Annotated in this window: 27 protein-coding genes and 5 tRNA genes; 12 read left to right on the top strand and 20 right to left on the bottom strand. The window is 61.0% G+C overall.

What is annotated here, in order from left to right; genetic code table 11:
• Positions 1-143 precede the first annotated feature (143 nt).
• Entirely contained in the window at positions 144-1,400 is a 1,257-nt protein-coding gene (gene murA, locus Clow_RS10325; RefSeq protein ID WP_055178935.1) for a UDP-N-acetylglucosamine 1-carboxyvinyltransferase, read from the bottom strand.
• Between the two features lie 40 nt (positions 1,401-1,440).
• A complete protein-coding gene (gene ramA, locus Clow_RS10330; RefSeq protein ID WP_055178937.1) occupies positions 1,441-2,283 on the bottom strand; it encodes an acetate metabolism transcriptional regulator RamA in 843 nt (280 codons plus the stop codon).
• Positions 2,284-2,581: 298 nt separating this feature from the next.
• Between ramA and cysK the strand changes: the two genes are divergently transcribed.
• Both cysK and epsC read left to right on the top strand, forming a co-directional pair.
• Positions 2,582-3,517 (top strand): cysteine synthase A, encoded by a 936-nt coding sequence (cysK, locus tag Clow_RS10335; protein WP_055178938.1) that lies wholly within the window; start codon positions 2,582-2,584, stop codon positions 3,515-3,517.
• A 95-nt stretch (positions 3,518-3,612) separates the two neighbouring features.
• Positions 3,613-4,182, top strand: a complete 570-nt coding sequence (gene epsC, locus Clow_RS10340; protein ID WP_055178940.1) for a serine O-acetyltransferase EpsC — start codon at positions 3,613-3,615, stop codon at positions 4,180-4,182.
• Here the strand turns inward: epsC and Clow_RS10345 are convergent.
• The 5 genes from Clow_RS10345 to Clow_RS10365 form a co-directional block, all read right to left on the bottom strand.
• Complete coding sequence (locus tag Clow_RS10345; protein ID WP_055178942.1) at positions 4,175-4,459, bottom strand: GNAT family N-acetyltransferase; 285 nt, start codon at positions 4,457-4,459, stop codon at positions 4,175-4,177. The two genes, epsC and Clow_RS10345, sit on opposite strands and share 8 nt — an antisense overlap.
• A gap of 77 nt (positions 4,460-4,536) precedes the next feature.
• A tRNA-Phe gene (locus Clow_RS10350) sits at positions 4,537-4,609 on the bottom strand.
• 23 nt (positions 4,610-4,632) lie between these two features.
• Positions 4,633-4,709 (bottom strand) — tRNA-Asp (locus Clow_RS10355).
• Between the two features lie 154 nt (positions 4,710-4,863).
• Positions 4,864-4,937 (bottom strand) — tRNA-Asp (locus Clow_RS10360).
• Positions 4,938-4,967: 30 nt separating this feature from the next.
• Positions 4,968-5,040, bottom strand: a tRNA-Glu gene (locus Clow_RS10365).
• Between the two features lie 87 nt (positions 5,041-5,127).
• Here Clow_RS10365 and Clow_RS10370 point away from each other — a divergent pair.
• Complete coding sequence (locus Clow_RS10370) at positions 5,128-5,415, top strand: metal-sensitive transcriptional regulator (RefSeq protein ID WP_055178944.1); 288 nt, start codon at positions 5,128-5,130, stop codon at positions 5,413-5,415.
• Here the strand turns inward: Clow_RS10370 and Clow_RS10375 are convergent.
• Positions 5,412-6,632, bottom strand: coding sequence for a threonine/serine exporter family protein (locus tag Clow_RS10375; RefSeq protein WP_055178946.1), 1,221 nt, complete (start codon positions 6,630-6,632; stop codon positions 5,412-5,414). The two genes, Clow_RS10370 and Clow_RS10375, sit on opposite strands and share 4 nt — an antisense overlap.
• A gap of 102 nt (positions 6,633-6,734) precedes the next feature.
• Here Clow_RS10375 and Clow_RS10380 point away from each other — a divergent pair, with 102 nt between their 5' ends.
• Positions 6,735-8,165, top strand: coding sequence for a histidine-type phosphatase (locus Clow_RS10380; protein WP_055178948.1), 1,431 nt, complete (start codon positions 6,735-6,737; stop codon positions 8,163-8,165).
• Positions 8,166-8,208: 43 nt separating this feature from the next.
• A complete protein-coding gene (locus tag Clow_RS10385; protein ID WP_055178950.1) occupies positions 8,209-8,604 on the top strand; it encodes a hypothetical protein in 396 nt (131 codons plus the stop codon).
• A 426-nt stretch (positions 8,605-9,030) separates the two neighbouring features.
• Here Clow_RS10385 and Clow_RS10395 read toward each other — a convergent pair whose 3' ends face one another.
• Positions 9,031-9,324, bottom strand: a complete 294-nt coding sequence (locus Clow_RS10395) for a hypothetical protein (protein ID WP_055178954.1) — start codon at positions 9,322-9,324, stop codon at positions 9,031-9,033.
• A gap of 150 nt (positions 9,325-9,474) precedes the next feature.
• On the opposite strand from Clow_RS10395, the gene Clow_RS10400 reads away from it, so the two are divergent.
• Positions 9,475-9,711 carry a hypothetical protein gene (locus tag Clow_RS10400; protein WP_055178956.1) on the top strand — a complete coding sequence of 79 codons (237 nt, stop codon included), beginning with the start codon at positions 9,475-9,477 and terminating at the stop codon, positions 9,709-9,711.
• A gap of 52 nt (positions 9,712-9,763) precedes the next feature.
• Here the strand turns inward: Clow_RS10400 and Clow_RS10405 are convergent.
• A tRNA-Lys gene (locus Clow_RS10405) sits at positions 9,764-9,836 on the bottom strand.
• A 155-nt stretch (positions 9,837-9,991) separates the two neighbouring features.
• Between Clow_RS10405 and dusB the strand changes: the two genes are divergently transcribed.
• The 4 genes from dusB (at position 9,992) to Clow_RS11855 (ending at position 12,677) form a co-directional block, all read left to right on the top strand.
• On the top strand, positions 9,992-11,137 hold the full coding sequence (dusB, locus tag Clow_RS10410; protein ID WP_055179085.1) for a tRNA dihydrouridine synthase DusB: 1,146 nt from the start codon (positions 9,992-9,994) through the stop codon (positions 11,135-11,137).
• A gap of 22 nt (positions 11,138-11,159) precedes the next feature.
• Positions 11,160-11,837: a phosphate signaling complex protein PhoU gene (phoU, locus tag Clow_RS10415; protein WP_055178958.1), complete on the top strand. Its 678-nt coding sequence runs from the start codon at positions 11,160-11,162 to the stop codon at positions 11,835-11,837.
• Positions 11,838-11,920: 83 nt separating this feature from the next.
• A complete protein-coding gene (locus Clow_RS10420) occupies positions 11,921-12,427 on the top strand; it encodes a hypothetical protein (protein WP_055178960.1) in 507 nt (168 codons plus the stop codon).
• Between the two features lie 58 nt (positions 12,428-12,485).
• Entirely contained in the window at positions 12,486-12,677 is a 192-nt protein-coding gene (locus Clow_RS11855; protein ID WP_156334902.1) for a hypothetical protein, read from the top strand.
• Between the two features lie 149 nt (positions 12,678-12,826).
• Here the strand turns inward: Clow_RS11855 and Clow_RS11860 are convergent, their stop codons facing one another.
• From Clow_RS11860 to mshD, 6 genes are all read right to left on the bottom strand, one after another.
• Entirely contained in the window at positions 12,827-14,029 is a 1,203-nt protein-coding gene (locus Clow_RS11860) for a hypothetical protein (RefSeq protein WP_156334905.1), read from the bottom strand.
• A 308-nt stretch (positions 14,030-14,337) separates the two neighbouring features.
• Positions 14,338-15,111: a phosphate ABC transporter ATP-binding protein PstB gene (pstB, locus tag Clow_RS10430; RefSeq protein ID WP_055178964.1), complete on the bottom strand. Its 774-nt coding sequence runs from the start codon at positions 15,109-15,111 to the stop codon at positions 14,338-14,340.
• Between the two features lie 29 nt (positions 15,112-15,140).
• Positions 15,141-16,049: a phosphate ABC transporter permease PstA gene (gene pstA / locus Clow_RS10435; RefSeq protein ID WP_055178966.1), complete on the bottom strand. Its 909-nt coding sequence runs from the start codon at positions 16,047-16,049 to the stop codon at positions 15,141-15,143.
• Between the two features lie 12 nt (positions 16,050-16,061).
• Positions 16,062-17,042 (bottom strand): phosphate ABC transporter permease subunit PstC, encoded by a 981-nt coding sequence (pstC, locus tag Clow_RS10440; RefSeq protein WP_055178968.1) that lies wholly within the window; start codon positions 17,040-17,042, stop codon positions 16,062-16,064.
• A 26-nt stretch (positions 17,043-17,068) separates the two neighbouring features.
• Positions 17,069-18,169, bottom strand: coding sequence for a phosphate ABC transporter substrate-binding protein PstS (pstS, locus tag Clow_RS10445; RefSeq protein ID WP_055178970.1), 1,101 nt, complete (start codon positions 18,167-18,169; stop codon positions 17,069-17,071).
• A 154-nt stretch (positions 18,170-18,323) separates the two neighbouring features.
• The gene (gene mshD, locus Clow_RS10450; protein WP_055178972.1) at positions 18,324-19,202 is read right to left on the bottom strand and encodes a mycothiol synthase; all 879 of its coding nucleotides are present in this window, start codon (positions 19,200-19,202) and stop codon (positions 18,324-18,326) included.
• Positions 19,203-19,234: 32 nt separating this feature from the next.
• Here mshD and Clow_RS10455 point away from each other — a divergent pair, with 32 nt between their 5' ends.
• Positions 19,235-20,035, top strand: coding sequence for an LmeA family phospholipid-binding protein (locus tag Clow_RS10455; protein WP_055178974.1), 801 nt, complete (start codon positions 19,235-19,237; stop codon positions 20,033-20,035).
• A gap of 34 nt (positions 20,036-20,069) precedes the next feature.
• Here the strand turns inward: Clow_RS10455 and Clow_RS10460 are convergent, their stop codons facing one another.
• The 3 genes from Clow_RS10460 to Clow_RS10470 all read right to left on the bottom strand — a co-directional run bounded on the left by Clow_RS10460 (position 20,070) and on the right by Clow_RS10470 (position 23,053).
• A complete protein-coding gene (locus Clow_RS10460) occupies positions 20,070-21,230 on the bottom strand; it encodes an MFS transporter (RefSeq protein WP_055178976.1) in 1,161 nt (386 codons plus the stop codon).
• A gap of 117 nt (positions 21,231-21,347) precedes the next feature.
• Positions 21,348-21,950, bottom strand: coding sequence for a TetR/AcrR family transcriptional regulator (locus Clow_RS11535; RefSeq protein WP_082418654.1), 603 nt, complete (start codon positions 21,948-21,950; stop codon positions 21,348-21,350).
• 77 nt (positions 21,951-22,027) lie between these two features.
• Entirely contained in the window at positions 22,028-23,053 is a 1,026-nt protein-coding gene (locus Clow_RS10470) for a diacylglycerol/lipid kinase family protein (protein ID WP_082418659.1), read from the bottom strand.
• Between the two features lie 61 nt (positions 23,054-23,114).
• Here Clow_RS10470 and Clow_RS10475 point away from each other — a divergent pair, with 61 nt between their 5' ends.
• Positions 23,115-23,810: a heme-binding beta-barrel domain-containing protein gene (locus Clow_RS10475; protein ID WP_055178981.1), complete on the top strand. Its 696-nt coding sequence runs from the start codon at positions 23,115-23,117 to the stop codon at positions 23,808-23,810.
• A gap of 17 nt (positions 23,811-23,827) precedes the next feature.
• On the opposite strand, the gene Clow_RS10480 is transcribed toward Clow_RS10475, so the two are convergent.
• Positions 23,828-24,724 carry an aminodeoxychorismate lyase gene (locus Clow_RS10480; protein WP_055178983.1) on the bottom strand — a complete coding sequence of 299 codons (897 nt, stop codon included), beginning with the start codon at positions 24,722-24,724 and terminating at the stop codon, positions 23,828-23,830.
• Positions 24,725-24,736: the final 12 nt, after the last annotated feature.

The raw sequence follows: 24,736 nt of genomic DNA on the forward strand, positions 1-24,736 counted from the left end.
GGTACGCTATCGAGTTCTCACACAACACAACCACCACACGGCGATCACCCCTGATTGTGTGGGGTGGGCCTTGTCGCGGCGACTCGCACTAATTTACACACCACCCCACCACCACACAAACACCCAGGCCAGAGGCCTATTTTCTAGGCACTCACACGTTCAATAGTCGCACCCAAAGAACGAAGGTTCTCTACGAACTTGGGGTAGCCGCGATCAATGTGGTGCACATCGTGCACCACGGTCTCCCCCTCGGAGACCAACGCGGAAAGCACCAGACCCGCCCCGGCGCGAATATCGGAGGACCACACCTCAGTGGAGGAAAGCCGCTCCATGCCGCGCAGCACCACGTGGTGCCCATCCACGGTGGCATCGGCCCCCAGGCGCAACATCTCATCGACAAAGCGGAAGCGAGATTCAAAGACGTTCTCGGTAATCACCGAGGTGCCCTGCGCCACGGCGGAAATGCCAATGGCCATCGGCTGAAGATCGGTGGGGAATCCGGGGAAGGGCAAGGTTTGGTAATCCACCGCCGAGGGACGGCGGCCCATGCGCACCCTAAAGCCCGTCTCGTAGGTTTCAATCTCCGCGCCCGCCATCTTGAGCTTTTCCAGGGGCAGGTGAAGATTGCGGGGAGAGATACCACTCACGGTGATGTCGCCGCGCGTCATGGCGGCGGCATAGGCCCAGGTTCCGGCCACGATGCGATCCCCGATCACCTCGTGATCGGTGGGATAGAGGCGGGCCACGCCGTCGATAGTGATGGTGGAGGTACCGGCCCCCTGAATCTGCGCGCCCATCGAGGTCAGCATCTCGCAGAGGTCCACGATCTCGGGTTCGCGGGCAGCATTATCGAGCACCGTGCGCCCCTGGGCCAGCACGGCGGCGGTGAGGATATTTTCAGTGGCGCCCACGGAGGGGAAGTCGAGCGTGATGGGGGCGCCGACGAGGGCGTCGGCCTCCGCCACCACGGCGCCGTGCTGGATGCGGGTGCGGGCACCGAGCTTTTCCAGGCCGGACTGGTGCATGTCCAGCGGGCGCGAGCCGATGGCGTCGCCTCCGGGCAACGCCACGACGGCGCGGCCGCAGCGCGCGGTGAGTGGCCCGAGCACGCACACGGAGGCGCGGAACTGGCGCACGGCGTCGAAGTCGGCGTCACTCGTGGGCATGGCGGGAGTGGTGATCCGCACCACGGGGCCGTCGATAGTGACTATGCAGCCGAGCCCCTCTAGCACCTTTTGCATGAGGGGAACGTCCAGGATTTCTGGGCAATTGCGCAGCGTGGTTGTCCCCTCCGCCAGCAAGGCCGCGGCCATGAGTTTGAGCACGCTGTTCTTTGCGCCGCTTACTTTCACGGCCCCTTCGAGGCGGGCGCCGCCTGTCACCACAAAACGATCTTTCACGCCTTTGACCCTAGCTGGAACCCGCCACAGGTGCAGCGGCTCAGGGCAGCGCGCCGATACGCCGGGCGGCGTTGACCGCCTCGTAGCGGGTGTGCGCGCCGAGTTTACGCATGACGGAACGCAGGTAGCTCTTCACCGTCTCAGGCCCAATGCCCATCTCTTCGGCCGCCTCCACGTTGGTGTGGCCGAGCGCCACGCAGGAAAGCACGTCCAGTTCCCGGGCCGAGAGTTTGGTGGATTGCTTGACGGGGGCGGGGCTAATCATCTCATCGCAGACCAATTCCAGCTCCCGGCGCACCTCCTCCTCCGCAATGCGATTGGCCAGCATGCGCAGGCGCGAGTGTGTGGAGCGCAGCTGCTCCCACTCCGCGGCGTTGCCTCCCCTGCCCACCTTGAGCGCACCCGCCTTGGCAAAAGCGGCGGTGCGCATGGCGGCATTGACCGCAAAATCCTGTTCCAGGGTGCGGGCCGTCATGGTGACCTCCTCGATCACCTTGTCGCCCAGGCGCACCGGGCTGTGCACCCCAACGTACAGCACGCCGCGAATCTCGCGGTGCACTATCACCGGCACGGCCACGAGGGAATAAAGCCCCTCGTCCTGAATCGCCTTATCGTTCTCGTGCGAAATCAGGCTCGCGCGGGCGTAATCACTCACCCCCACGGGGCGTCGCGTGGTGACCACGCGGCCACCCACCCCTACCCCCGGCTCGATGATGAGATTATGCAGCGCCGGGGTGCGCAGCCCCACCCAGTGAGTGATTTGCAGCCGACGCCCCGTGGTCATGCTCGCAAACATGGTCACCGGAATGCCGGTGGCGGTTTTCAGCGATGTAAGAGCCGCGCGGATGGCGTCCTCGTCATCCCGAATCCGCTGAGCATCCATGACAAGTTCCTCCTAGCACACCCGACGCGCGCGCCCCGTAAGGCACGGCATCGGAACTTGGGCAATGGACATCATCTGTCAATTCTAACCCCCTAATGGGGGCAAAGTGAACTGCCTTCCCCGTCAAAGGATTGCCCCCATTCTGGGGAAGTGCCGTTTCCTCCCGCCAATCAAGCGCAGAAAATACCAATCCGTTCACCATTAGCGAACAACTCTGTCTACCCATATGGTGTACAGTGAGGTGCATCGGTGTGCGATACCGCGCACACATAGAATCAACACGCCAAGGAGCACAATCATGGCAAAGATCTACGAGAACATCACGGAAACCATCGGGCACACTCCCCTGGTGCGTCTGCACAGCCTCACCAAGGATCTCGGCGCAGAGGTTTTGGTGAAGGTAGAGTCCTTCAACCCCGCTAACAGCGTGAAAGACCGCATTGGTAAGGCCATTATCGACGCCGCCGAGGCCGCGGGCGAGCTCAAGCCCGGCGGCACCATCGTGGAGGCCACCTCCGGTAACACCGGTATCGCGCTTGCCCTCGTGGGCGCGGCCAAGGGCTATAACGTGGTGCTGACCATGCCGGAGACCATGTCCGCCGAGCGCCGCGTGATGCTGCGTGCCTACGGCGCCGAGATCGTGCTCACCCCCGGCTCCGCCGGAATGCAGGGCGCGGTGGATAAGGCCAACGAGATCGTGGCCTCCCGCGAGGGCGCAATCCTGGCCCGCCAGTTTGCCAACCCCGCCAACCCCGCCATTCACCGCGCCACCACCGCCGAGGAGATCTGGGAGGACACCGAGGGCAAGGTGGACATCTTCGTGGCCGGCTTTGGCACCGGCGGCACCGTGACCGGTGTGGGCCAGGTGCTCAAGGAGCGCAACCCGGAGGCTCAGGTGTACGCCGTGGAGCCCGCTGCCTCCCCGCTGCTGACCGAGGGCAAGGCCGGCCCCCACAAGATTCAGGGCATTGGTGCCAACTTCATCCCCGAGGTGCTTGACCGCAAGGTGCTTGACGATGTGCTCACCGTGAGCAACGAAGAGGCGATCGAGTGGTCCCGCAAGCTCGGCGTGGAAGAGGGAATCCTGGGCGGCATCTCCACCGGCGCAAATATCAAGGCCGCCGTGGAACTGGCCTCCCGCCCGGAGAACAAGGGCAAGACCATCGTGACCGTGGTGGCGGACTTTGGTGAGCGCTACGTATCCACCGTTCTCTACGAGGACATCCGCGATTAAAGATTAAAACTCCCCGGAATACACCCCGTTGCTCGTATCGTTACACAGAGCAACGGGGTTTTCCCTGCCTTTAAGTCTTGTGAAAGGAAGAAAGCATGAGCGGTCTGCTGTCCATGCTGCGCGAGGACCTAGCCAACGCCCGCGAACACGATCCCGCCGCCCGTGGGAACCTAGAAAACGCCGTGGTGTACTCCGGGCTCCACGCCATCTGGGCACACCGCGTGGCCCACCGCCTGTGGAACCGCGGGTTCAAAGGCCCCGCGCGCATCCTGGCGCAGTTCACCCGCTTTCTCACCGGGGTGGAGATTCACCCCGGCGCCACCATTGGGCGGCGCTTCTTCATAGATCACGGCATGGGCATCGTGATCGGAGAGACCGCCGAGATAGGCGAGGGCGTGATGCTCTACCACGGGGTGACCCTGGGCGGGCAGGTGCTCACACAGACGAAGAGGCACCCCACCGTGGAAGATAACGTGACCATCGGTGCGGGTGCCAAGGTTCTGGGGCCCATCACCATCGGGGAGGGCAGCGCCGTGGGTGCCAACGCCGTGGTAACCAAGGACGTGCCCGCCCATCACATCGCCGTGGGAATCCCCGCCACCTACCGGCCCAGGGGCCACCACGAGCGCACCAAGCTGGTGGACCCGGACTTTTACGTTATTTAACCTCTAGCTCCGCATACTCGGGGTTGCGGCTGAGGAAGTGCTGCACGGCGGAGCAGGTGGCGACGATACGCTGGCCGTTATCCCGCACGTCATCCAGGGCTCCGCGCACGAGCACCTTGGACAGGCCCTTGCCCTGGAAGGCCTCGTGAATCACGGTGTGGTTGAAGTCCTTAACGCCTTCCTCGCGCGGGGCGTAATCGGCAAAGCCGGCTTCCTCCCCCTCCACGGTGAGCACGTAGCGGTGATTCTGAACATCATGGGTGATAGTGTTACTCATTTCACTGAGTATAGACGAAAGGGCACAGCCGAAAACAAAAGAAGCGACCCCGCTTATGCAGCGGAATCGCTATCTTGTGGCCAGAGCCAGGATCGAACTGGCGACCCCACACTTTTCAGGCGTGTGCTCTACCGACTGAGCTATCTGGCCGAAGAAATCACCAGGTGACCTCTTGGCGACCCTGACGGGACTTGAACCCGCGACCTCCGCCGTGACAGGGCGGCGCGCTAACCAACTGCGCCACAGGGCCTTAAAGCCGTGCTCCGGGAATGCCCTTTGCACGAGAAGATACTCTACACAGAGCGGACAACGGCTATCAAATCAGCAGGCCAGCGCCGTTTTTACGGTTATCCTTGGGTAAAGCAAAAGGCTCCGGAAGTTTCCTTCCGAAGCCTTGAACCATGCGACCCTGACGGGACTTGAACCCGCGACCTCCGCCGTGACAGGGCGGCGCGCTAACCAACTGCGCCACAGGGCCATATTCATCATGTATTGAGGTGAAACCTCGTACCCCCAACGGGATTCGAACCCGTGCCGCCGCCGTGAAAGGGCGGTGTCCTAGGCCGCTAGACGATGGGGGCCTGCCGTTTCTCACGGCTTCCTGAAATATACGCGACGCCCTCAACACCACCAAATTAGCAGGCCCCGGGCGGTTAGAATGGCTCCCCATGAGCACCGAACACGGCTATAGCGGAGAAAAAGATGCCTACCTCACCCGCCTCAAGCGCATCGAGGGGCAAATCCGCGGGCTGCAACGCATGATTGACGAGGACACCTACTGCATCGACGTCGTAACCCAGATCAGCGCCGCTACCGCAGCCCTACACAACCTCTCCGTGGCCCTCATGTCCGATCATCTCCATCACTGCGTGACCAACGCCATCGAGGAGGGCGAGGGCGGCAGCGAGAAAATCGACGAGGCCATGAAGGCCATTCAGCGCATGGTGAAGTCCTAGCGGTAGTGCGAAAAGTCAATGGGCCGCCCCAGCGCCCAATCACGATCCGTGAGTAAACGCGCCAGTACCAAACCCGCGCCGATGGAAAGCACCATCATCGCGGCCGTGGCGGAGTGCTGCACCACGGCCGCCATATCCCCCACGCCCAGGGCATAGACCGCGCGGTACATCGCAGGGCCGGGGATCATCACCACCGCCGCGGGAACCGTGGTGGTCACCCTGGGTATTTTTGCCACCCGCGCCACCACGAATCCCAAGAGGCCCACCACCAAACCACCCGCACAGGCCGCGATGAAGGGGGCCGAGGTGGCGTCGATAAGCAGCCACCGCACCGCGCTACCCACCGTGCCGATGGCTACGGCGGCCAGGGCCATGCGGCGTGAGGAATTAAAGAGCAGGGCAAAACCGGCGATGCCCACCGCGCTTGCCGCCAGCACCCAGCCGTAACTGGGCTTGCAGGAGACCTCGGAATAGGGGTTGAGGCCCGCGGCCCAGCCCACCAGGAGCACCGCGAAGCCCGCTGCGGCCATCAGCGTCATCGCGTAGGCGGCGCGCGTGATCCCGGCGGCAATATCGCAGCGGGCCAGATCAATCAGCGCGGAGAAGAGCGGAAAACCCGGCACCACAAAAAGCACCGCGGCCACAAAACCCGCCTCCGAGGCCCCCACCGCCTCCGCACCCAGGGCATAAACCGCGCAGGCCACCGCCGCGCCCGCTGCTACCGACGCCACCGTTTGCACGTGCTTCCCCGCCAACCAGCCCCGCATGGTTTGCCCCAACGCCGCCGCTGCCGCCACCAGCGCGATCTCCCTGGCCCCAAAGCCATTGAGCACCGCGCACCCCGCGCACGCGCAGGCCGCCGCCAGCGCCAGTACCCACAGCCGCCAGCGCTTGCGCACGCCTGACTCGATCACGTCCAGCTCTGCCATGAGTTCCCCCGCGCTCATCGGCGGGCGCACGCGATGAGCCAGCGTTTCCAGGGCCTCAATGCGGGAGGCGTCCACCTCCACGCGCCCCTGGTGCGCCACGACCGTGCGGAAATCATGCTCGGCGTGGAAAGTACAGGTGATGGTGGTGACCATCACTACCGCGTCCAGCCCCTCAAAACCCACGGCGCGGGCCGCGCGCTTCATCCCCCGAATCACGCGATAGCCGCTCGCCCCGGCCCCCATCAGCATCATGCCCAGGCGCAATACGGCGTCCGCCCGCACCCCCATCTCATGCTGGCTTTGCTCCCGTGGTTTCTTATTTTTCGGTGACACAATCCAGAATACGGCTCTGAACTGCGAGCACACCGTAACGCTTATAACATTCAGGCCATGCGCTTACGCTCATTCCTCCCCATTGTTCTCTGCGCCACAGCCCTGGGCGCCTGCACCGCCTCCGCCCAGGAAGAAAACCCCTACTACAGCACCAAACAGCCCTATTCCCCACGACAGGATTACGCCGAATACTCCCCCGCCCCAAACGGATTCCAGCAAATATATACCACCACCGTGAACCGCCACGGCTCCCGAGGATTATCCAGTTTTAAATACGATGACCTCGCCGCCCAAATGCTGCGCTCCGCCGAGGAATCCGGCGACCTCACCGATCTAGGCCACGACCTCATTGCGCAGGTAGCCGCCATGACCAAAGTCAACCAGGAACTCAGCGGCGGGCCGGGGCAAGAAAGCGGCTACGGCAACCTCACCACCCTGGGCCGCGAGGAACTGCGCGGCATCGGGCAGCGCAACGCCGAACGCAATGCGGAGTTCTTCGCCACGCTTAACGACGACCCCGCCGCCCGACTCAGCTTCACCTCCTCCGGGGAGGATCGCGCCACCGATTCCGGCTGGAACTTCGGTTCCGGGTTGCTGGATACCGCCCCCACGCTGCGCGAACACACCGACTACGACTCCACCGCACAGCACGTGGACATCGCCGCCAATACCGCCCTTCTCTACGCCCACAAGGACAAGAGCCTGCCGAGCTACGAGCGCTACCAGGAATGGAAGAAGAGCGACACCCTAGAGGAAAAGATCGAGCACGCCTATACCCAGCCCCAGGCGCAGGAGGCGGCGCGCGGTCTGCTCAGCCACATCTTTCAGCCCTCCTTCATCGACTCCCTAGAGGCGGGAGAACTCACCTTCACCGGGAGCGAGGACGAATCCAAGGAGGTCACCGGGCTCGTGGAGGCCGCGCTGCCCTTCTATAACCTCTACCTGAGCGCCCCGGCTCTGAGCGAGGAAACCTCCACCCCTGCGGAAGGGTGGATCTTCCACCGCTACATCGACGACTCCACCGGCCCCACCCTCGCCTACCTCCTCGACGTGGAGGACTACTACCAAAAAGGCCCCGCCATCGAGGGGCAAACCGTGGCCTACGACAACTACGAGCCGCTGCTTGAGGACATGCTGGCCCGCGTGGAAGAACGCGCCGCGGGCGGTGATAACGCCGCGGACTTCCGCTTTGGCCACGCCGAGACCATCATCCCCCTGGCCGCCCTGCTCCGCCTCCCCGGTTCCGAGCATGGGACCCCTGCCAATGAGGTGATGGATTATGAGAACTCCGATTGGCGCGGGGAGGCGGTTTCCCCTATGGCGGCCAATATCCAGTGGGATGCCTTTCAGAACCAGAGCGGGGAAGTAGTGGTGCGCATGCTCTATAACGAGCGCGCAACCCCCTTCCATGAGGGGTGTACCCCGATGGAGCCGCAATCGGCCTTTTATCGCCTGGAGGAGTTGCAGGGGTGCTTGCCTTTGGAGTGACTCTTTCCGCCGTCACCCGGTATCTCTTGATAGGGAGGAATCTTTGACCACACAGGACCACGAAAATCTATCGAAGAAGATCGAGTTCCTGGAACTCCAAATATCTCGGTTGATGTTCTTGGAGGCCGGTGCTCCCGAGCAGAATGTATCGCAACCATATAGATACAAAAGGGCGGCGCTGCATATGCGCTTGACCTCGGAAGAAGAGATCGCATCGAGAAACCTCATCGCCTCCCTGCATCAGCTTGAGTTGGGAAAGTGGGAGGAGCCCCAAGGGCTCCTCCCACTTAACCCCACCTCCCTTGAGAGAATATCTGCGCTGAGAAAATCCGGTAAGGCTCCAACGATGGAGGATAAGGTGGCGGTGGTTGCCCCCGCCCTGGGCGGAGATGAATCAAAGGCAAAGGCGATGATCCTGGCCTGGGAGAACCCTGCGTAGCCGCTGACCTCTTTTTAGCTTCGGTGGAGAAATAAGGAAGTGAGCATAGCCAGCCCGGCGTAGAGGACTAGACCCGATAGGATTCCATCAGGACTAAGATAAAGTATCACCGCCCCAATAAGGGTAATCAAGAATCCGATTACCCACAGGACTGTGGATTGCCCCGCCTTTGTGGCAACCAGTACCGCCCGGTAGACAATCCCGATTATCCCCATAATGGCCGAGGCTATTCCTATTGCTGCGGCGCTACCACTACCCCGCCCCAATTCGGAGGATATTCCCGTAGCAAAAATCCCCGCGATCAGAACGATAAACTCAGGAATGTAGGGCTGTACGCTTTTGAACATTGCTTCCTTTCCAAGCCTCCAAGGACTTTTAAAGTATCTCAACCACCCAGGGGCGCACCCAAATCTTGCACACTATCCATCATCCCGGAACTATGTGCCCAAAGCTAATCAGATATAGCATCTGATACACAAAGAAACTCAGCCAGAAAATCAGCAATGGACAGATAGCCGCACCTATTGCGGCCGCAGCCCCCTTGGCCGACTTTCCCACCAACGCCACGACGAGGGCTACCAGCCCGGCTGGCAACGTTACCACCAGAAACCTATCAACACCCCAATCCGTAAAAAGCATCGCCAGAAGGGTTCCCACAACCACTAATAATGATATTGCTATGGACACCCGCGCTAAAAAGTCTAAACTTTCTTTCTTCATATACCCTCATAAATCCGTATAGGTTGACATTAAAATATCCCGCCGCAGCCTAATCGGCTATAACATTTGTCGGTACGGGAACAATTACCCCTTGGGGAGTTGTCATTTTAGCGACCACCACCCCACAATTAGACCACGGAGAGAGGTGCGGTGGAAGGCATTTCTCAGCAATACCCCTTTTCGGGGCTAAAATATGTTACGGAATTGAAGCAATGCGTACAGATTTTCATGCAGACCCATCAGTGGAACTATAGAGTGGTGGCCATGAAAGACATCGCACTGAAAATGGCCGTGTCCGTCATCATCGGTTTGGCCGTTGGCTTTGACCACCCCCATCACAGGAGCCGTCGCCAGTGCGCTTTTCGTGTACTTGCTCAACAGAAATAAGGGCCATACGGCAAAGCAGGTGAGAGGGAAAACCCTCTCACCTGCTTGTTTGTGGGCCCTCCGGGGCTCGAACCCGGGACCTGCGGATTAAAAGTCCGTAGCTCTACCAACTGAGCTAAAGGCCCAGTGCCCGCTTATCGCCAACCAGGGGCGCACCGCAGGCACGCACATTAGTTTAACCCACGCTCCCGCACATTCCCCAATGGGGAGGGGCACCGGGGCGTCGATAAGCAAACCTTACGGTTTGAGCCCTGGGGTGCGGCAGGCGACAATGTTGGGCGTGACTTTGCAGATCGGTTCCCTCCTCCTCAATTCCCCGGTGGTGCTCGCGCCTATGGCTGGTGTGACCAATATGGCCTTTCGCACCCTGTGCCGGGAGATCGAGCAGGAGCGCACGGGGACGTCGGCCGCCCTGTACGTGTGCGAGATGATTACGGCGCGCGCGCTGATTGAGCGCAACCCCAAGACCATGCACATGATGGCCTTTGCCCCCGAGGAAACCCCGCGCAGCCTGCAACTTTATACCACCGACCCCAAGCACACCTACGAGGCCGCCCGGATGATCGTGGAGGAAAACCTCGCGGATCACATCGACATGAACTTCGGTTGCCCCGTGCCCAAGGTCACCCGCCGCGGCGGCGGCTCCGCCCTGCCCTATAAGCGGCGCCTCTACGGCAATATCGTGGCGGCCGCCGTGCGCGCCACCGAGGGCACGGACGTTCCGGTGACCGTAAAGTTCCGCATCGGCATTGACGACGCCCACCACACCCATCTCGACGCCGGGCGCATCGCCGCCGAGGAGGGAGCCGCCGCCGTGACCCTGCACGCACGCACGGCCGCCCAGCGCTACTCTGGGCAGGCCGATTGGGAGGAGATCACCGGCCTGGTGGAGCACATGCGCGGCTCCGGGGTGGCCGTGCTGGGCAACGGCGATATTTTTGCCGCCGAGGACGCCCGCCTGATGATGGAGCGCACCGGTTGCGATGGCGTGGAGGTGGGCCGCGGGTGCCTGGGCCGCCCCTGGCTCTTTGCCGAGCTTTCCGCCGCGCTGCGCGGGGTGGCGCTGCCGGAGGAACCCACCCTGGGCGAGGTCACCCGCATTATCCTGCGCCACGCGGAACTTCTGGCCGCCCACGACGGCGAGGAACGCGCCTGCCGCGACATGCGCAAACACATGGGCTGGTACCTGCGCGGCTTCCCCGTGGGCGGGGAACTGCGCGGGCGCCTGGCCAAGGTGAGCAGCCTGGCCGAACTGCGCGAGGAACTTTCCCCGTGGGCGGATTCCCCCGATAAGGCCAAGGATTCCGGCGGCGCGCGGGGCCGGCAGGGTTCCTCCTCCAAGGTGGCGCTTCCCGACGGCTGGCTCGACGATCCCGAGGACGAAACTGTGCCTGTGGGGGCAGACATAGAGAACAGCGGAGGATAGCCTTACGCCTTATACTGTCCCCATGCGTACCGCCTATAGAGAGCACCTCGATGCCTTTTCCCACGACCTCGTGGTGATGTGCGACCTCGTAGACGCGGTGATGACCAAGGCCTCGCGTGCCCTCCTCCGCGCCTCCCTCCAATCCGCCGAGGACGCCCTCTCCACGGAGGAGGAAGTAGCCGAGATCGCCTCTCGCTGCGAGGCCCGCGCCGTGGAACTCCTCGCCCTGGAAGGCCCCGTGGCCCGAGACCTGCGCCAGGTGGTCTCCTCCATCTACATCGTGGAGGACTTTCGCCGCATGGGAGCACTGGCCATGCACATCGCCAGCACCGCCCGCAGGCGCCACCCCGCCCCCGTGATCCCCGAGGACCAGCGGGATAACTTCGAGCGCTTTGCTCAACTCGTGGCCGATATGGCCGCCCAAACCCGGGAACTTCTGCTGGAACCCGACGCCCAGGCCGCCGTGGCGTTGAGCAAGGACGACGATTCCGTGGACGCCGTGCAACAGCGCGTGATGGGAATGCTGAACCAAGAACAGTGGCAGGGCACCGTCACGCAGGCCGTGGACGCCACGCTTATCTCGCGCTACTACGAGCGCTATGCCGACCACTGCGTGAGCGTGGCGGCCCGCGTGATTTACCTGAGCACGGGCATGACGCGCAGCGAATACCTGGCGCGGGAGGATACGCCTTCGCTGTAGGGTCTCTTTCTCTAGTGGTTGCCGGTGCCGTAGATCACGCGCATACTGGTATCTACGTGATATATCAGAAACGAAAGGAAATAATGCGTTTCCCGAAACAGCCGAAAATCACCGCCGCAGCCCTTGGGGTTACCCTCCTCGGATTGAGCGCTCCCGCCGCACACGCTTTTGAGAACACCACTCCCGACGTCCTCCCCTACCGCGCCATTGCCGAGGTGGAGGAAGAAGCACAGCGCAGCAACCTCTCCGATGAAGAAACGGTGATGGCCGTGGATCTTCAGCAGATGGTGAACGCCTACCATTCCTTCCCCGCAGAACTCAAGACCAAACCCCTGAGCGACCCCGAGGTGAAGCGACGCCTCGCCTCCGCCGTGGAGGAGGCCCCCGCACCCGGCACACACCTGCGCCGGATGGAACCCTCCCCCGGCACCGATTGCGTGCTCAGCCTGGCCGAGCCCAGCCCGGACCGCAATATCTGGGCTTTCACCTCCGCAGCCGGTGGCGTGGTGCCCACCGCCATCCTGATTACCGAGACCGCGCAGACGGATTATGACCTCGCCACGGAAGCCTGCCAGGCCCTGAGCAGGTGAATGAGCCATTCTTAAAAAGAAACTACGCTCCGTTGCACTCTGCATATTCTTTGCGGTAGTGATCTATCTGCTCATTGCTTTCTTTAATATCAACATTGGAGCCTCACGAGGCACTCTTGGCCGCTCCGGCACCGATCCCAAAGAAGTAGAGTTCAGCTGGAAAGTGCTGGGCTATTGCGTACTGGGCGGCGCGGTGGCGGGGCTTATTCCCACGAAGGAACAGTGGCGAAGAAAGAATACAGATAGTTAAACCCTTGGTTTGTCGCTTATACCAAACCAAGGGCCATTCAAAGTTATACCCTACCGCACATCTTCCCACATACCCAAGCATAATTGGAATATTTTAGTCAGATCAAAAATGCCTTTAAATCTGGATCTGACTAATACTTTCCAAATTACTTACGGAGCAAGATCCGCCCTTACGAGCGAATCGATATAGGACTGCATACTCCGCCGATAACGTTCAGGAAGATCTTCACGGTAACGTAGTGGAGGAACCGGAACAAACTCATCGATAGCAGGAAGCATATCACGGCCCGACTTAATGAAGCTATTAATATCAGCGAACTGTTTAAAGTCCCCAGGATCCATCCATTGCGATTCCCACCCCTTCCGACTTATATCCACGCCAACCAATCCAATAAATCTACGTTCAGCTTCGAGCATCGCCTCTCTATTGGCACGCTCCCAAGAAGCCCAATTCTCCCGAACCGTATTTTCATACTCCGACCGCGCATCCCTGTAATTCGCCCGAGCATTTACGTTCCATTCATCAATATCTTTAGTCGCCTTATCGAAATGCTTTCTGACAAGACTGTCACAGTAAACAGTAACAGCGATAGGAACCGCAAATATGAAAAATCTGAAGACCTTAGAAGTAGAACTATCAGGAGCCATATCCACCCCCATAAGGCTAAGTATACCCACAGGAATTATCATAACTGCCGCAAGGCCCATCACGCTAATAAAAAATGCCAATATTGCCACGAGAATCCGGGCTGTCTTCCTTTTTGAATCGCTAAATCCTGACGGATATTCCTTCAAAACAGGAGCCGCCGGAACCGGAGGCTCTTTAGGGGGCGCAATAAATATACCAGTCTGAAGTGCATCGGGAAGCCAATGTGAATATTTCCACTTGGTAAAACGCATTACTTCGACGCGCAAAGCTTCACGAACAAGCATCGTCCAAGCATCAGATGCACTGAGGCAGCTATCAATATAGCGCTTAGCATTAGGCAAGTAATCATAGTGATACGCACGACCATGCTCATTTTCCTGGCGCCAGCGCGAATATTGCTGATTGGCAGCAACTTCACCGTAGTGACGCTGATCCGCACGGATCGCATCGAGTATGACATTCTGGGCTTCTAATTTGCCATTAACCTCAGAACCAATTTTCCGCATCGCAGAGTTGAGATTTTTAATCTCCGAAACGGTGCGGTTATTGGCATCTTCAATTTTGTCAATTAATTCTCGATGGTTTGCATGATTCTGAGCCATTGAAGCGGCTTGCAGCATATTATTCAAACGTGCTGCCTTGAGCTGTTTCTCTGCGGTAATGTTTAGATCATGCAGAAGTTCACGTTGATTACGACGGTACATTGACATATATTAACCTTTCCACTTAACCCAACTATCACTGGGAACATTCCCAAAACAGGCATACCACTGCCGCTGATGGTCTCAGCGCTTTATAAGGTACCTGATAAAGCTCGTTCATGCGTACCAAAACACTCTCTACCAACCACCGAGCAGTCTCGCTCAAACGAAGCCTCACTAGCCACCGCATACCAGCTGCTACCAGGGCGTCGATAGCTACGACGGACACCCGAGCATCATCAATGCTTCCCCATCAATAGGAAGTGCCCTCCCAGTTGGGAGGGCACTTCCATGTATCTTCTTATACCGCTTTATCCGAAGCGGCCCGCGATGTAATCCTCGGTCTCCTTTTGATCGGGGTTCTCGAAGATCTTGCGGGTGGGGCCGGCCTCCACCAGGCGGCCCGGCTTGCCGGTGGCCTCCAGGGAGAAGAAGGCCGTCTGATCGGACACACGCGCGGCCTGCTGCATGTTGTGCGTCACGATGACGATGGTGAACTTCTCCTTCAACTCGTGAATGAGGTCCTCCACCGCCAGGGTAGAGATCGGGTCCAGGGCCGAGCAGGGCTCGTCCATGAGCAACACCTCGGGCTCCACCGCAATGGCGCGGGCGATGCACAGGCGCTGCTGCTGACCACCGGAGAGGCCGCCACCCGGCTTATCCAGGCGGTCCTTGACCTCCTCCCAGAGGTTCGCACCGCGCAGGGACTTCTCGGCCACCTCCTTCAATTTCTTCTTGTTCTTCTCACCGGCCAGCTTCAGGCCCGCCACTACGTTGTCCTCGATGGACATGGTGGGGAAGGGATTGGCCTTCTGGAACACCATGCCGATGGTGTTGCGCACGGCTACCGGGTCCACCTTGAGGCCGTAAATATCTTCCCCGTCGAGGAGGATCTTGCCCTTGACCGTGGCGCCGGGGGTGACCTCGTGCATGCGGTTGATGGTGCGCAGCACCGTGGACTTACCACAGCCGGACGGGCCGATGAAGGCCGTCACGGACTGGGCCGGTACGCAAAGGTTGACCTTTTGCACAGCGTGGAAATCGCCGTAGTAAATATTGACGTCCCTAAGCTCAAGCTTTGACATCTCAGACTCCTGTGTTTCTTAGGTGGTAATTAGCGCTTGACCGAGAACTTGGCGGAGATGAACCGCGCCGCGATGTTGAGCACGGCGATGATGAGCACCAGCGTGAAGGCTGCGCCCCAGAGTTTGTCCACCACGGCGTCGGCAGTGCCGGCCTTGTACATGTCCACCATCATCAGCGGCAGCGAGGATTGCGGACCGGACATCGGGTCCCAGTTGATGACCTGCGTGGAGCCCACGAGGATCAGCACCGGGGCGGATTCGCCCATCACGCGGGCGATCGCCAGCATGATGCCGGTGATGATGCCCGAGAGCGAGGTGGGCAGCACGATCTTCATGATCGTTTTCCACTTGGGCACGCCCAGGGCGTAGGAGGCCTCGCGCAGGTCCTGGGGCACGATGCGCAGCATTTCCTCCGTGTTGCGCACAATCACCGGCACCATGAGCAGCACCAGGGCCAGCGACACCGCCATGCCCGAGCGATCAAAGCCGAAGAGGACGATCCACATGGAGTACACGAAGAGCGCCGCCACGATGGAGGGCACACCGGTGAGGATGTCCACCATGAACGTGGTGATACGGCCAAGCCGGTTGCCATTGGAGTATTCCACCAGGTACACAGCGGTGAACACGCCAATCGGGATGGAGACGACGGAGCAGATCAGCGTTTGCACCAAGGTACCCACGATGGCGTGCAGGGCACCGCCACCGGGAACCATGTACATGATTCCGCGCTGGGACTTGGTCCACCAGTCCAGGTCAGCCACCGGCCCGAGACCACGGGAGATGAGTACATAGAGCACCCAGATCAGGGGGATCATCGCCAGGGCCATCGTGGCGTACACCAGCACGGTGGCCACGGTGTTAGCGGTCTTGCGGCCGCCAGAAATATCGGTGAAGGCAGAGCCCTTTGCCAGGGATTTATCAATCGTTTTAGTCATAATCCTTGCCTCCTATTTCTTGCTCACCAGGGCGCGGGCGATGGAGTTCACCACGAAGGTCAAGAGGAAGAGCACCAGGCCAGCGGCGATGTACGCACCGGCGGAGATGTTGTTGTTGAACTCCGGGGCGGCGTTGGCGATCGCGGTGGCGAAGGTGGTGCCGCCGTCGAAAAGCGAGAACCGGAAGCCCGAGGACGGCGAGATGACCATGTACAGAGCCATCGTCTCACCCAGGGCGCGGCCCAGACCCAGCATGGCGCCGGAGACATAACCGGAGAAACCGAAGGGCAGCACCGTCATGCGCACCACTTCCCAGCGGGTAGCGCCGAGTGCGAGGGCGGACTCGATCTGCCCCTTGGGGGTTTGCACAAAGACCTCGCGGGTGGTGGCCGCGATGATCGGGAGGATCATCACCGCCAGCACGATGCCACCCGTGAACAGGTTGCGGCCGGTCGCAAAGGAGGGGGAGTTCTCATACACGGTAAAGAGGAAGAACCCACCCGCCCAGCTCTCTAGCCAGGAGTAGAACCCCTCCAACCAGGGGCCGAGCACCTGCCAGCCCCACAGGCCGTACACGATGGACGGCACGGCGGCGAGCATATCCACCAGGTAACCCAGCGGCTTCACCGCCCGCTTGGGGGCGTAGTTAGACAGGAAGATGGCGATGCCCAGGGCCACCGGCATGGCGATAATCAGCGCCACCACGGAGATGAGCACCGTGACCGCCAGCAGGTTCGGGATACCGAACTGCATGGCGGAGATGTTCTGCGTTTGCCACTCACCCGAGTAGGTGAGGAAGCCCCACAGGCCGCCCTCGTTGCGGGAGAGCGAGGGCACCGCGCGCCAAATCAGGAAGAGGCCGATGGCGGCGATGATGACCGTAATCAGCGTCGCGGAGGTCGTGGATAGGCCCTCAAAAATGCGATCTCCGGTGCGCTTGACCGTGGAAGAACTCGCCTGGGGGCTATCGACCTCAGAAAGTTGAGATGCCATGAAACGAGAATCCTTACTTCACAGGCTTACTTGATAGCCTCGACGGCCTCGGCCAGGCGATCGTGGTGGGTACCGGTAACCGGGATGTAACCCAGCTCGGCGAGGGAATCATCCTGGGAGTTCAGGGCCACCGTGAGGAAGTCCTTGAGGCGATCAGCCGTGCCCTCGGAAGCGCCGGAGTTGGCGTAATCCGAGCAGACGATCTCATAGGTGGTGAGCACCAGCGGGTAAGCGCCGTCCTCCTGCATGCCGAAGAGCGCCTTGGAATCCACCACCATGTTGTTGCCCTCGCCGGTGAAGGTGAGGTTATCCAGGGCCACGCCCACGGAATCGGCATCCAGGGTCACGGGGCCGGAGCCGAAGTCAATGTTGGCCACGTTGAGGTTCTGCTTCTGCTTGGCAAAGCCGGCCTCCACGTAGGTGATGGCGCCGTCGATGGAATCCACCTCGGAGGCCACACCGTTAGAGCCATTCGCGCCGGAGCCCACGTTGGCCGGGAAGGTCTGGCCGGTGGTCTCCCACTCCTCGGGAACGGCGGTGTTGAGGAACTTCTGGAAGTTATCCGTGGTACCGGACTCATCGGAGCGGTAGATCACCTGGATCTTCTTATCCGGCAGGTCCACGCCCTCGTTCTCGGAGGCGATGGCCTCATCATTCCAGTTATTGATCTCGCCCTTGAAGATCTTGGCCACCGTGGAAACGGAGAGGTTCAGCTCCTCAGCGCCCTCCAGGTGGTAGGCCACGGCCACCGGGCCGATCACGAAGGGGAGGTGCCAGGCCTCGGAACCGCAGCGCTCCTGCGCCTTGGTCACCTGCTCATCGGAGAGCGGGGAATCGGAACCAGCGAAGTCCACGTTGCCGCCTACGAAGTTCTGGCGGCCGGAGCCGGAACCGGAGGCGTTGTAGGCCAGGCTCGCGCCGCTTACCTGGCTGCCGTACTGCACGCCGAAGTAGTCCACGGCCTGCTGCTGGGAGGAGGCACCCTCGGCCACGAGCTGGCCGGTGGTGTTGGAGAGGCCCTCCACAGATCCGCCATCGGAGGAGCCGGATTCCTCGGAGCAGGCCACCAGCACGGCGGAGGAGGCAGCGGCGATGCTGGCGACAGCGGCAAAACGCTTGAAGTTCATGGTTACGGAAAACCTTTCAGGCTCTGTGTTTCAGGTCTGTAGGCGGCACGGGGATACGAAAGTTCCTCAGCGCCCCAGAGAAAAGGTAGAGCTTGATTGCGTCCACTCGGCCAATAAAGCGTGAACAACAGGTTAACTTCACACCATCATTAGGCTAACTATGCTGGGTGTACACCACATGTTTTTCTTCCACCCGGAAGCCCAAACGGTAATAGACCTTTAAGGCGGCCTCGTTATCCGCCTCCACGTACAAGATCACCCGGCGCGCGCCCCTCTCCACCAGGTAGTGCAGGCCCGCACGCAGCAGCGGCCCGCCCAATCCGCGCCCCCGAAAGGCCTCCGCCAGGCCCACCACATACACCTCTCCCAGACCCTCTTCCTCCTCATGCCATTTTGTCCAATGGAAGCCCCCGAGCTCTTCTCCCCTAGTGAGGAGCTTCACACCGCGCGGATCGAACCACTCGGCCTCCATGCCGCGCTCCAAGCGTGCGCGATCCCACCCTCCCTGTTCGGGGTGCCAATCAAAGGCCTCATTATTGGCCCGCAGCCAGGCACCGAGCACCCGATCCCGCCCCCAGCGCTGGCTCAACTCCTCCACGTCGCTGAACTCGTAGCCCTCGGGGGTGTCTAACTCCGCGGCGGCGCGCAAATCCTCCCCCGCTATGCCCAGCACCAACAAGCTGCGCACCGGCTCCAGGTTCCGGCTGCGGGCCAACCCCTGCGCCGCGGGGAGGTCACCGTGCGCCCACAGGGGTGCAGGAGGCAGGGCGTCGATAAGCGCGGTGGCGACGCCGCGACGGCGATACGCGGGATCGACTACCAGTTCCCCCTCCTCCCCCAGGGCCAACAGGCCCACGACCTCCTCGCCCTCGGTGGCGATGGCGTGGCGGTGGCCCAGGCGAGGATCGTCCAGACCCAGCAGGAACTGCTCGGAGAGCGGAGCCACCCCATCGGCGGCCTCGGCGCGGTGAGTCAGGGCGCGGGCGGCGGGCGCCCACGCGGTACCGGGAAGATCGAGGACACGGATATTCATGCCCGCCCAGGGTACTCACTAGACTGTGCAGCGTGGTTGCCCGGAAGAAAATCCTCGTGCTCTCCCTCGCCTGCCTCGGCGCGGTGGGGGGCCTGGCGTGGGTGGCGGACTCCGCCGTGGCGATTCGCGCCGAGCGCGCCATCTCTACCGCCGTGGCCGATAACTCCAACCTAGAGGTACAGCCGCACGTCTACCTGGGCGGGGTGCCCTATACCCAGGCGCTGCTCAGCGGGGAGATACCCCGGCTCTCCGTGGAGGCCCTGGACGTGGACACCCCCGGCCTGGGGCTCGTCAACGCCCGCACGGAGATCACCGCCATTGAGGCCAGCGGACACCAGGTATTCAGCGGGGACCTCACCGGCGCCACCGCCGAGGTGTTTAGCCGACAGCTCGGGCTCGACGGCGTGGCCGTGGGCGAACAACTGGGCATGACCGACCTCGACATCTCCAACCCCTACGACATCTCCCCCGGCGGCGGCCCCGCCGTGGAGGTGCAACTGACCGGCACCCCCCACGGCTTTACAGAACCCGTGACCGTGATCGCCGCCCTGCGCCTGGAGGGGCCGAGCTTTCGCATGACCCCCTTTGAGTTCCCCGAGGTTCCCGCCGACCGTATAGAAGAGGCCCGGCGCGCCTTTAGCTGGGAGCTCGATACCCGCTCCCTGCCGCTGGCGGGGCAGGCGGAGGCCGTGCACGTTTCCGGCGGCTCCATTTATTTCACCGCGCAGCGGCGCAATATCACCGTGGAGTTTTCCGATCTCTCTCCCCTGGAAACCTCCAACCCCTCCGATTACGACGACACCGATTACGGGCGGCATAACGCGGGGAGCTAGGGGGAGGGGCTTGGCGACGGCGTTCCTGCCGATGCTATTCCCTCATTCCTGACGGCGTTTGCCTACGAGTTTGGATGGTGAGAACACCAGCGGCGAGCACAGCAAAGACTGCTCCGGTCCACATAGCAACAACTGGGTTATCCCCGAAATTACTGATGGTTGTAGCACTAATCGCTGTTCCTAAAGTGACACCCATCGTAATAACCGAAGTGTGCACAGTGCTCACGAGATTTCCCGTTCCCCCTACTTCCGCAACACGAGTGACAAGCGCAGGATTCATAGTCACCCCAGCCAAACCAACAATGAGGACCATAGCTATCACTAGCCAAGAGATAGTGACAAAGACGGCTATTACGCTGAGCGAGAAGATCAGCAGCCCATGCCCGACACGTAAAACGGCCACAGCATGTTGGTCTGCAAACTTCCCTACTACAAGATTGCCAATGAACGAGAAGATTCCATAGGCCAGCAAGACCACTGTGGTGATATTTCTGCTTAGGCCGGTACTTTCTTCTAGCAATGGTGTGAAGTAAGAAAACGAGCCGTATGCTGCCCCGATTGTTAGCAAACTGACCAGGTATCGTGACCATAAACGGGGGGAGCGTAGATTGCGGATGTCCTGTGCGGCATCTTCTTGTGAGGCCGCTTCGCGGCGGGGCAAGAAGAAAACACTCACGATGAAGAGAATTAGGGCTGCCACTGCCAAAAGGTAGAAACTGGCCTGCCAACCGAGAACACCAGAAATATAGTGTGAGATGGGCAGTCCGATGACGGTGCCCACCATAATGCCGCCGAGGACGATAGAGATGGCCTCGCCAATTTTTTCCGGGCTTTCTGCTAGTTGCGCACCGAAAGCAACGGAAAGTCCAAAGGCTGCGCCGGAAAGACATCCAGTGATGATTCTCAATAGTGCTACCCACCAGTACTCATGCACCATCGGTACTAACGCTTCAAGAACCGCGTATGTACCAACAACGGCTAGTAGCGCTTGTTTTGGCGGGGTATGGCGTAACAGGTAAGCCACGATAGGGCCGCCGATGGCCATTCCCAGTGAGTACATTGATACAAGGAGACCGATTTGTCCGATTGATACTCCCAGGTCTGCGGCAATTGCGGGCATCATGCCAGCAACTTGGAGTTCGCTCATCACCACGACCAGAATTGTGACCATCAGCAGATATAAATGCTTCTTCATAAAAATCTCTTCTCCATAGGAAAATGAGGAGCCGGGGAGCCCCCGAGAACCAATGGTCAGTTTTGGATTATTGAATACAAAACTGAACGTGCGTTACCCACTCACCATGAATCACCCTTAACCCAGCACAGAACCCATACAAGTACGAACAATCCGAAGTAGACTCTCCGGACTCTCACCTGCTTGAGCAGCAACCCGCAGACCAGAGATCACCGTAATGACCGAAAGCGCAACATCTTCGGGCGATATTCCAGGCAGAATACTCCCATCAGCTTGGCCCACTCGGACCGTTTGAGTTAACAGCGAACATCGACGCTCATAATCACGTTCCAGCACCGACTGAACACGGGAATCCGCTCCCCTTACACCAGGCGCCATCAACGTATTAACGACCATGCACCCGGCAGCATGTCCCCCAGCCCGAGCAGAAGACTCTTCTTCAACGACCAATTCAAGAATACGCCAGAGACGCACACCACCATCGAGATCAGAGTCAGTGAGTATCTCTTTCTGCCGCTCCCATATCACATCGATATAGCGAACCAAGGATTGAAAGAACAGTTCCTCCTTAGAGACAAAGGTGTTATACAAGCTGCTCCGACGTACGCCAGCAGCCTCACAGAGCCGTTCCGTCGAGGTATCAGCAAAACCATGAACCCGAAACTCGGCCGCTGCTGCATCAAGTACGGATACTGGGTCGAATGAACGCGGTCTAGCCATAAGCCGAATCTAGCATATTTTGTATTTCATTATCCAGAATATCGTTCAACATAACCCGGCGCCCCAAGACCAACTATCTACCGCACCCGGAAGAAATCGCGCACTGCCCTGCGCACGGTGCGCCGCACCGAAAGCGGCTGCCCCTGCGGGGCAAAGACCTCCAAGGCGTCCGGCACACAGCCCAACGTCACGGAGGTGTAATCGCCCTCGTATTCCCCGTCCACCTGGAAGTGCTCGGGCGTGGGGCAGGTCATCTGCACCTCGGTGGCGTCGTCAAACTGCACGGTGCGCCGCTCCAACCAGCGCTCTACCCAGCGGCGATGCCCCACCCCAATGAGGTGCAACATGCTCGCCACCCCGCCAATCCCCCGGATACTGGTGAGCCCAAAAAGACCAAGGCCCTGGTCAAAGGAGTTGCGCGGGTTGGTGACCACCGGCAGCGGCCCCAAGAAGGTCCAGGGGTTCGTATTGGAGGCAAAGAGCAGGGGCATCTGCTGTTTGTTGAGGCTGCTCCCGTCCTGGGCACGGGCGTGTACCTCGATTTCCGGTGGGTCTATTTGGCTGCGCAGCCAGGCCTCCGTGGATACCACCAGGTAGCGCAGCGGGGTGGCCGCAAAGCCCCGGCTGCGCACCTGCTCCACGCGCTCGATCACGGTGGCGTCGATACCAAAGCCCGCGTTGACGGCAAACCAGCCTTGATCCCAGGTGCCCAGGCAAATGCGGCGTCGGGAGTCCTCCCGGAGCGCCTGGGCCAGTTGCCGCGCCACGATGTGCGGGAAGGGCTGGTAGCCCAGGGCGCGGGCAAAGACGTTGGCCGAGCCCGTGGGCACCACGGCCAAAGCGGGAATATCCTGCGGGTGGGGCGCAGAGCCAGTTACCGGGCCAAGGAGCCCATTGATGATCTCGTTGACGGTGCCGTCTCCGCCCACGGCAATCACCACGTCATAATCCTGGCGGGTCAATCCCCGGCACATCTGCGCCGCGTGCCCGGCGTAGTGGGTAAAAACGCTGCGTAAGTGCAACCCCTCTACCTCGCGCAGGGCGGCCGCCACGCGGCGCAACATCAAAGCGGATTGAGTGGTGGCATTGGGGTTTGAGATCATCAGCGCGCGCACTCGCCCCAGTGTAGCGGCGTCGCCACGCCCTACCAGTACCCTGGTGGACATGTCCGAGAATAACGATTCCCAGCACGTGCCCGATACCCCCGGCGACGCCGCCGCCTCCGGCTCCACCCCGGAGCAGCCCGCCACCCGCAGCGGGAGCGACGCCGTGAACCTCGCCGCCGAGCAGTCCAAGAACACCGCGGGCCGCAATATCCCGGCCCTCGACGACCTCCCCATCGAGGCCGATACCGCCAACCTCCGCTTAGGCCCCAACCTCCACGATGGTCTGCTGGCGCTGCTACCTCTGGTGGGCGTGTGGCGCGGCGAAGGCCAGGCCGATACCGCCGAGGGCGGCGAGTACAACTTTGGCCAGCAGATTACCTTTGCCCACGACGGGGAGAACTATCTCACCTATGAGTCCCGCATCTGGAAGGTGGACGAGGAGGGTAAGCCCAGCGGCCTGGATCAGCGCGAGTCCGGCTTTGTGCGCATTGACTTGAAGGACAACATCGAGTTCATCTGCACCCACTCCACCGGCGTGGTGGAAATCTTTTATGGCAAGCCCGTCAACGAGCGCGCCTGGGAGCTGGAAGCGGCCTCCACGATGGTCACGGAAACCGGCCCCACCACGCTCGGACCCGGCAAGCGGCTCTACGGCCTCATGCCCAATAATCACCTCGGCTGGGTAGATGAGCGCGTGGTGGAGGGGCAACTGCACCCGCGCATGTCCGCCGAGCTCACCCGCGTGGTGGGCTAAGCGAGGGCTAAAACGCTTTAGGCGGAGGTCACGGCGCTTTCGATGAGCGCGCGTACCTCCTGCTCATTATCGGGGGCCGGGAGCTTTTTCCCGTTGAGATGCGTGACCCTGGCGGCGATGCGCACGGAACTGACCAACCACACCGAGCCCGCCTCGTAGAGGTCGGCCACGGTGAGGTCCTTGGCCTTGCAGCGCCAGCCTGCGGCCTGGGCGGCGTCGAAAAGCGCCTCCTGGGTGGTGCCGCGCAGCACCTCCCCGCCGGATAAGGGGGTGCGGATTTTGCCGTTCTTTTTCACCAGCACCACGGTGGAGGTGGCGCCTTCGAGCACGCGGGCGTCCTCCCCGGTGCCCTGGGTGAAGATCACATCATCGCAGCCCTGGGCGCGCGCGTGGCGCAGCGCGGCCATCGCGGCGGCGTAATTGAGGGTTTTGGCCCCGGTGAGCATCCACTGCGCGCTCTCCTCGGTGGGGGTGAATCCGCGCGGCAGGGTGAGCACGGAGACCCCCTCGCGGCGCTGGCGCAGTTGCTCGGGCTTGATCTCGGTGATGGTGAGCCAGGCGGAGGGGAAGCCGGTGGAGGCGCGACCGTGGGTGTACGTCCATACGCAGGTGCCCTCGGCCTCCTCGCCGCGCTCTTCCACCCAGGCGCTCACAGCCTCCTCGGTGGCCTTCAACCAGTAATTCACGTCCGGGGCGGGCAGGCCCATGCGCTGCGCGGAGGCCGCAAAGCGCTCGGCGTGGCGCTGGGCGTTGCACGCGCGGCCCTGGCGCACCAGGAAGGTCTCAAAAACGCCATCGCCGCGGGTGACTCCCGCGTCATCCCAGAAGAGGGAGGGAAGGGCGGCGTTATGCCTGCGGATAGAGCCGCCGAAGGGTTCCAGAATGAAGATGATGGGCGCGGTACTTCCAGCCATACCTTGAATTAT

The sequence above is a fragment of the Corynebacterium lowii genome (genome assembly GCF_001412085.1).
In the GTDB taxonomy this organism is placed as follows: Bacteria; Actinomycetota; Actinomycetes; order Mycobacteriales; family Mycobacteriaceae; genus Corynebacterium; species Corynebacterium lowii.